Origin of the sequence: Uliginosibacterium aquaticum (assembly GCF_012972705.2) — a bacterium.
Taxonomy (GTDB): domain Bacteria; phylum Pseudomonadota; class Gammaproteobacteria; order Burkholderiales; family Rhodocyclaceae; genus Uliginosibacterium; species Uliginosibacterium aquaticum.
In genome coordinates, this window is record NZ_JABCSC020000004.1 from 308,176 (window position 1) to 314,972 (window position 6,797).

At 57.9% G+C, this 6,797-nt stretch carries 8 protein-coding genes and 3 tRNA genes; 10 read left to right on the plus strand and 1 reads right to left on the minus strand.

Annotation, left to right across the window (positions count from 1 at the left end):
* Positions 1-104: 104 nt before the first annotated feature.
* The 5 genes from uvrC (at position 105) to HJ583_RS16685 (ending at position 2,811) form a co-directional block, all read left to right on the plus strand.
* Positions 105-1,844: an excinuclease ABC subunit UvrC gene (uvrC, locus tag HJ583_RS16665; protein ID WP_235943905.1), complete on the plus strand. Its 1,740-nt coding sequence runs from the start codon at positions 105-107 to the stop codon at positions 1,842-1,844.
* Between the two features lie 10 nt (positions 1,845-1,854).
* Positions 1,855-2,421: a CDP-diacylglycerol--glycerol-3-phosphate 3-phosphatidyltransferase gene (pgsA, locus tag HJ583_RS16670; protein ID WP_170022971.1), complete on the plus strand. Its 567-nt coding sequence runs from the start codon at positions 1,855-1,857 to the stop codon at positions 2,419-2,421.
* A gap of 51 nt (positions 2,422-2,472) precedes the next feature.
* Positions 2,473-2,548: transfer RNA gene (locus HJ583_RS16675), tRNA-Gly, on the plus strand.
* Between the two features lie 99 nt (positions 2,549-2,647).
* Positions 2,648-2,721 (plus strand) — tRNA-Cys (locus tag HJ583_RS16680).
* Positions 2,722-2,735: 14 nt separating this feature from the next.
* Positions 2,736-2,811 (plus strand) — tRNA-Gly (locus HJ583_RS16685).
* 269 nt (positions 2,812-3,080) lie between these two features.
* Here the strand turns inward: HJ583_RS16685 and HJ583_RS16690 are convergent.
* Positions 3,081-3,497 (minus strand): DUF1178 family protein, encoded by a 417-nt coding sequence (locus HJ583_RS16690; RefSeq protein ID WP_170022972.1) that lies wholly within the window; start codon positions 3,495-3,497, stop codon positions 3,081-3,083.
* A gap of 86 nt (positions 3,498-3,583) precedes the next feature.
* On the opposite strand from HJ583_RS16690, the gene HJ583_RS16695 reads away from it, so the two are divergent.
* From HJ583_RS16695 to HJ583_RS16715, 5 genes are all read left to right on the plus strand, one after another.
* Positions 3,584-4,537, plus strand: a complete 954-nt coding sequence (locus tag HJ583_RS16695; protein WP_217423470.1) for a tRNA dihydrouridine synthase — start codon at positions 3,584-3,586, stop codon at positions 4,535-4,537.
* A 137-nt stretch (positions 4,538-4,674) separates the two neighbouring features.
* Positions 4,675-5,205 carry a tRNA (guanine(46)-N(7))-methyltransferase TrmB gene (trmB, locus tag HJ583_RS16700; RefSeq protein ID WP_328824933.1) on the plus strand — a complete coding sequence of 177 codons (531 nt, stop codon included), beginning with the start codon at positions 4,675-4,677 and terminating at the stop codon, positions 5,203-5,205.
* Positions 5,202-5,555: a YkgJ family cysteine cluster protein gene (locus HJ583_RS16705; RefSeq protein ID WP_170022973.1), complete on the plus strand. Its 354-nt coding sequence runs from the start codon at positions 5,202-5,204 to the stop codon at positions 5,553-5,555. The genes trmB and HJ583_RS16705 overlap by 4 nt, the downstream gene beginning before the upstream one ends.
* Before the next feature lie 101 nt (positions 5,556-5,656).
* Complete coding sequence (locus tag HJ583_RS16710) at positions 5,657-6,205, plus strand: peroxiredoxin (protein ID WP_170022974.1); 549 nt, start codon at positions 5,657-5,659, stop codon at positions 6,203-6,205.
* Complete coding sequence (locus HJ583_RS16715; protein ID WP_170022975.1) at positions 6,171-6,650, plus strand: FKBP-type peptidyl-prolyl cis-trans isomerase; 480 nt, start codon at positions 6,171-6,173, stop codon at positions 6,648-6,650. Before HJ583_RS16710 ends, HJ583_RS16715 begins: the two co-directional genes overlap by 35 nt.
* Positions 6,651-6,797: the final 147 nt, after the last annotated feature.

Here is a 6,797-nt window from a genome sequence, read left to right on the forward strand (position 1 = left end):
GCCCTGCGGTAGTATCCGGGCCTGGCCCCTTGCGAGAAACCGCCGTGAGTTTCGATTACAAACCCTTCCTGCGTTCGCTGACCGAGGCGCCCGGCGTCTACCGCATGATCGGCGTTGATGAGGAAGTGCTCTACGTCGGCAAGGCCAAGAATCTCAAGCGCCGCGTTTCGAACTACTTTCAGAAGAACCATCCGAGCCCGCGCATTGCCCTGATGGTGGCGCAGATCGTGCGCGTGGATACCACAGCCGTGCGTTCCGAGGCAGAGGCGCTGATCCTCGAAAACAACCTCATCAAATCGCTCAAGCCGCGCTACAACATTCTTTTCCGCGACGACAAAAGCTACCCTTATATTGCGATCACCGGCGACGCCTCACCGCGCCTTGCTTATTACCGTGGCGCCTTCGAGAAGGGTGTGCGCTACTTCGGCCCTTTTCCCTCAAGCTGGGCGGCACGCGAGAGCATCCAGTTGCTGCAGCGCCTGTTCTTGCTGCGGACTTGCGAAAACAGTGTTTTCAACAATCGCTCCCGTCCTTGCTTGCTGCACCAGATCAAACGCTGTTCGGCGCCCTGCGTGGGCGTGATCGATGCAGAGAGTTATGCGCGCGACGTGAAGCTAGCGACCCTCTTTCTTGAAGGTCGCCACTCAGATGTCATTGATAGTCTGACTGCGCGCATGCAGGCGGCCTCTGACGCATTTGCCTTCGAGCAGGCGGCAGTCTTCCGCGATCAGATCCGGGCATTGCAAACTGTGTTGCACAAGCAGTTCGTCGATTCAGGCAAGGACGAGGACGTCGACATCCTCGTCGCGGAGGCCGCAGGAGGGCAGGTTTGTGTAAACCTTGCGATGGTGCGGGGCGGCCGCCATCTGGGAGATCGGGCCCAATTCCCCAGTGCCAGTGAAGGGCTGGGCGTAGCGGATGCCTTGCTGGCCTACGTTGAGCAGCACTACCGCTTGCATCCGGCACCGACCAAGCTGGTGATCGAGGGGGCAGATGTAGAGGCGATCCGCGCATTGCTTGAAGACGTGCTGGATCGACCGCCGATTGTAGCGACTGCCCGCTTCCAGGCCGAAAAGGCATGGGCCGAAATGGCGCTTACCAATGCCAGGCTTGCCATCGAGACGCGCTTGCGTGAAACCGGTCGCGCCGAGGCTCAGCTTGATGCCTTGCAGGCGGCCCTCGAGCTATCCGAGCGCCCACAGCGCATCGAGTGTTTTGATATCTCGCATACTCAGGGGGAGGCTACCCAGGCCTCCTGTGTTGTATGGGAAGGTGCGGGCATGAAGAAGTCCGAATACCGTCGCTTCAACATCAGTGGCATCACGCCCGGCGATGACTATGCCGCAATGCGCCAGGCGCTCACCCGACGCTACGAAAAAGTGGCCGCGGGGGAGGGGGTACGTCCAGACCTGATCCTGATCGATGGAGGCAAGGGGCAGGTCGGTGTCGCTTGGGAGGTGCTCACCGAACTGGGTCTGACCAGCATAGCCATGGTCGGAGTTGCCAAGGGTGAGGAACGCAAGGCAGGCCTGGAGCAACTTATTTATCCGGACGGCCGCCCAGGCCTCGCACTGGGCGGCGAGCATCCGGCGCTGCATCTGATCCAGATCGTACGTGATGAAGCCCACCGCTTTGCCATCACAGGCATGCGTGCCAAGCGCAGCAAGACTCGCCTCACTTCTCAGCTTGAGGATATTCCCGGTGTTGGGCCTACACGGCGCAAGAAATTGATCGAGACTTTTGGCGGGCTGGGTGGGGTGCGCGAAGCTACGGTGGAAGATTTATGCCGCGTAGAGGGGATCAATCGTAAAATGGCCGAGCAAATTTATAACGCGCTGCATTGACAGCCCCGGCATGAACTTCAATATTCCTAACGCGCTCACCTGGGCGCGCATCCTCATGATCCCGCTGGTATTGGCGGTGTATTACCTGCCGCAGGACGTGCTGTCACAGCATCATCAGAACATGCTTGCCTGTGCCCTGTTCGTGGTGGCCGCCGTGACTGACTGGTTTGACGGTTGGCTGGCGCGCAAGTTGGGGCTGACTTCCGCCTTCGGCGCCTTCCTGGATCCAGTGGCAGACAAGCTGATGGTGTGTGCCGCCCTTGTTTTGCTGGTGTGGCTGGATCGTTGCAATGCAGTGCTGGCTTTCATCATCGTCGGTCGTGAATTGACCATCTCTGCCCTGCGCGAATGGATGGCACAGCTGGGCAAGACCAAGAGCGTTGCAGTGTCCTTCATCGGCAAGCTTAAAACGGCCGCACAGATGATCGCTATTCCGATGCTGCTCTATTACGACGACCTGCTGGGGTTGCCGATTCGCCGCATGGGTTCGGTGCTGATGGTCGTGGCGGTCGTACTGACTTTGTGGTCCATGGTGTATTACATGCGTCGTGCGATGCAGGTTCTCAACGAAAAGTGAGAGTAAGTGTTGACATCTTTTTTTTGGGCCCTATAATGCATGGCTCGTGACGCGGGAATAGCTCAGTTGGTAGAGCGCAACCTTGCCAAGGTTGAGGTCGAGAGTTCGAGACTCTTTTCCCGCTCCAGAATTTTTGGGGAAGCAGAAGCAAGCTTTTCCTTTTAGTTGGATGAAAGTTCCGGTTAAAGACGGAGCGTGGCGCAAGCCGAATTGGTGTCGAATTAACGGCGCGATAGCAAAGCGGTTATGCACCGGATTGCAAATCCGTGTAGGTCGGTTCGACTCCGGCTCGCGCCTCCAGGTTTAAAAGTTTTGCGGGAATAGCTCAGTTGGTAGAGCGCAACCTTGCCAAGGTTGAGGTCGAGAGTTCGAGACTCTTTTCCCGCTCCAAACATCAAAGGGGAAAGGCGAAAGCCTTTCCCCTTTGTGTTTTGTCACGCCAAAGTCATCTCATGGTCACTGCGATGTCATCCAGGAGCCGTAATCTTGCCCCGCAATGAGAACAGGCGAGGTGATAACGATGAAGTCCGGAAACGCATCGCGTAAACAAGCGCTGGGGAATTGGCTGCGCGCATTCAGGGCGTGGCCATTGAGTGCTTTCGAGCCGCTGAGCCCGCTCTACTACCTGCCGGATGCCTTGGTTAGCACTGAGGACTTGTTCAGTGCAGATCCTCTTTCCCCGCAGGTAGAGGCAGCACACTGATCCCTTCTTCCAGGAGGCTAAGAGCTTCCTGGGCGGAGGTTGTGCCGCGGATGTTGCGCCCTTCGGCGTCTCCATAGTGAATTTTGCGCGCTTCGTCCGCGAAGTGTTCGCCAACATCTTCAGCGTCGCTGGCCGCTTTGAGCAAGGCGGCGGCCAGTTGGTTCAAGAGTTGGGCGGGGGGCTTGGCGGCTGGCGAAGATTCGTTACTGCGGCGCACGATGTTTGGTACCGAGGGTAGCCGGCTGATTTTTCCATCACCGCATACGGGGCAATGCACCATGTGTCTGGTGAGCTGTTGCTCGAAAATTTCGGGTGAAGCGAACCAGCCTTCGAAGCGGTGATTCTCTTCGCATTTCAGATCCAGAACGATCACGGCAGCACCTTGCTCACACAGCGAAAGCGCGCACCATAGCATGGCGCCAGCGTAGAATCGCGCCTTCTGAGTACTGGTTGTCTGTAATGCCCCGCATCCTGCTGGCTCCAATGGAAGGCCTGGTCGACGCGCCAATGCGCGATGTGCTGACCCGTGCAAGTGCCTATGATTGGTGCGTCACCGAATTCGCCCGAATCTCCACTGGGTTGCCGCCGGCTCGTTTTTTTACTCGCATCGCACCTGAGTTGAATGTCGCTTCACAGACGTATGCAGGGACGCCTGTGCGCGTTCAGTTGCTGGGCTCTGATCCTGATCTCATGGGGGCGTCTGCTGCGCGTTTGGCAGACTTGAGTCCTGCTGGAATTGATCTGAACTTTGGTTGTCCTGCACCGACGGTCAATCGCCATCGTGGCGGCTCGGTGCTCCTGGAGGAGCCGGATTTGCTGGAGCGGATAGCTCGTTGCGTTGCTCTGGGGATTGCCGGGCGAACCCCTTTGACGGCCAAGATGCGCTTGGGGGTGCGGGATACGGTGCCTGCCATTGAGGCCGCGCAGGCGCTGGCTGAAGGCGGGGCGCAGATGCTCGTGGTGCATGCCCGCACCAAACAGGATGGCTACCGCCCCCCTGCACACTGGCCATGGATTGCGCGTATCGCTGATGCGGTTGCGGTGCCGGTAGTGGCAAATGGCGAAATATGGAATGTTGCAGACTACCTGCGCTGCATGAGTGAAGGTGGTTTGAGAGATGTGATGCTGGGGCGCGGTGCGGTGTCAGACCCCTTTCTCGCAGAGCGGATCCGGGGGCGTATGCCCGCCGAACCCGGGGCGGACGATTGGCTGCGTCTTCAGCCGTTGCTTGCGCACTATTGGCGTGCGGTGCTGACTCGTGTCGAGGAGCGCCACGCGCCGGGACGTATTAAGCAATGGCTGAATCTGCTGCGTCGTAATTACCCTCAGGCCGAATTGCTCTACCAGGCAGTGCGTCCCTTGCGGCAGGTCGCAGAGGTTCGTGACTGTCTTTGGGGTGCGGGGGTGCGCTGATGTATGCCAACTCACGTGACATTCGCAGCGCTCAAATTGCCCCTCACGAGCACTTGGCTGAACTGGTGCGACGCCACTGTGTACACGAGTTTCAAAAACCTGTGGCGCCGTGGAATCGCGACGCCTTTGAGCAGGCTATGACTGCGTGGGGCGGCGGGCGGCCTTTGCTTCTTGATGCGGGTTGTGGGGTGGGCTGGAGCAGCCTCCAGCTGGCGCGCCGCTACCCCGACCATTTCGTGCTTGGCGTAGACCAGAGTGCAGATCGCCTTGCGCGTAGTAAACCCGGTGCAGGTGATTGGCCTGACAACCTGTGCTTCGTGCGTGCCGACCTCGTTGATTTCTGGGCTTTGCTGCGTCAGTCTGAAATACGTCTCGCGCGTCATTACATCCTCTACCCGAACCCTTGGCCCAAAATCGGCCATCTCGCGCGGCGTTGGCATGGTCACGCCATATTCCCGACGATCGTTGAGCTCGGCGGGGTGTTTGAGAGTCGTAGTAACTGGTCAATCTATCTTGAGGAGTTGGCACAGGCCTTGCGCATCGTGACGAATCGCGAGGCATTGCTGGACCAGATTGACGTCGAAGAGCCTCTAACGCTTTTCGAGCGCAAGTATCGCGACTCTGGTCAGGCGCTCTATCGTTTGTCGATCGATCTGGGTACTGAATGAATATTGATCTGGATCCTTGTGTGCGCTGTGGCGCTTGCTGCGCATCCTTGCGCGTGAGCTTTCACCGCAGCCAGTTGCAGTCCGAAGGTGGTTGCGTGCCAGACGCTTTGGCAGACGAAGAGACGGCCAGTACTTGCCGGATGCGCGGTACTGATCGCACCAATCCTCGCTGTGTGGCGCTGGTTGGCCGTATTGGCGAGAGGGTTCATTGTGGGATCTACGAACAAAGGCCCGACCCCTGCCGCGAGTTTGCTGCGCATGGCCTGTTCGGTATCGGTAACGCAGAGTGTTCGCGTGTCAGGCGGCGCCATGGCCTGCCGCCACTTGCCGCGCCTGAGGGGCTTTTGTAACCCTTTGTGAATTTGGATAAGGGCTTTCCGTCGTCTCCTTGTTGTTCGCTGCACACAGGTCTATCCAGAAAAGACAGAGACTGCGCAACGGGGAGTGACACATGGGCCAACTTGGTACTTGGGCATCAAGCGATGAACTTCTGGTGTCGGGCAAGCAAGCGCCTTTTTTTTGTTTGCCAGATGCTGATATGGAGATCTTCGACCTGTCTGCCGCGCTGCAGCATCACCAGATTGTGGTGTTGCACTTCTATCCCCGTGACGTAATGCCATCCAGCCTCAAGCAGGCGATCGCCTTTTCCGAGCGCGATCATGACTTTGCTCGGTGCGGCGCCATGGTGGTAGGAGTGAGTTTGGATGAGTGTTTGACGCACGCAGACTTTCGGGATGAGCATGGCATTGCGATGGAACTGCTCTCCGATCCCGAGGGAGATGTTTGCCGTCTTTATCATGTCTGGCAAGAGCGCGAACTGGATGGCGTAATCCGTCCAGCGGTGCATCGCTCCACTTTTATCATCGGCGGCGATGGTATGGTGCTTCACGCGGATTACAATGTTGATGTGCGGGATCATACGGAGAAGCTTCTCGCACAGCTGAAAACCCTTTCTAGGAGCAGTAATGGAAATCCTCAAGAACACCGTCGTCACGCTTGATTACACTGTGCGTGATCCCGACGGCAATGTCGTCGACGATGGTGCCAACCCGCTGGTTTATCTGCATGGCGGTTACGATGCCATTTTCCCGCTGCTGGAAGAGAAGCTGCACGGAATGAAGACGGGCGAGAAGCTCAACATCAAGCTGCAGCCGGACGATGCTTTTGGTGAATATGACGAAAGCCTGGTCCTGATCGAAGATCGCGAACTCTTTCCGGCCGATATTGAAGTCGGCATGGCTTTTGAGCGGGTTGGCGACGACGGAGAAGACGACATGCTCTTCCGCATTACCGACATTGCCGACAAGAAGGTTGTTGTTGATGGCAACCATCCTCTCGCGGGCATGGCGCTCGTCTTTGATGTCACCGTGCGCGAAGTTCGTCAGGCAAGCGCCGAAGAGCTGGACCATGGGCACGTGCATGGCCCGCAAGGCCATCACCACTGAGCACGGATCTAGTGTGCTGTAACAAAAGGCCGCGTAAGCGGCCTTTTGTTTAGGGGTTTGTGGGGTTTGGCGGCGGGGTCAGGTGGGAGAGGGCAGTTTCTTTGCTTAAAAGCGACAAAGCTGTTGACGTACTCGGGTTCAGTCCCC

Bases quoted from the DNA above. Each gene is read 5' to 3' on its own strand.
- uvrC (WP_235943905.1), top strand. From the start codon at position 105: ATGATCGGCGTTGATGAGGAAGTGCTCTACGTCGGCAAGGCCAAGAAT.
- pgsA (WP_170022971.1), top strand. From the start codon at position 1,855: ATGAACTTCAATATTCCTAACGCGCTCACCTGGGCGCGCATCCTCATG.
- HJ583_RS16695 (WP_217423470.1), top strand. From the start codon at position 3,584: ATGCCCCGCATCCTGCTGGCTCCAATGGAAGGCCTGGTCGACGCGCCA.
- trmB (WP_328824933.1), top strand. From the start codon at position 4,675: ATGACTGCGTGGGGCGGCGGGCGGCCTTTGCTTCTTGATGCGGGTTGT.
- HJ583_RS16705 (WP_170022973.1), top strand. From the start codon at position 5,202: ATGAATATTGATCTGGATCCTTGTGTGCGCTGTGGCGCTTGCTGCGCA.
- HJ583_RS16710 (WP_170022974.1), top strand. From the start codon at position 5,657: ATGGGCCAACTTGGTACTTGGGCATCAAGCGATGAACTTCTGGTGTCG.
- HJ583_RS16715 (WP_170022975.1), top strand. From the start codon at position 6,171: ATGGAAATCCTCAAGAACACCGTCGTCACGCTTGATTACACTGTGCGT.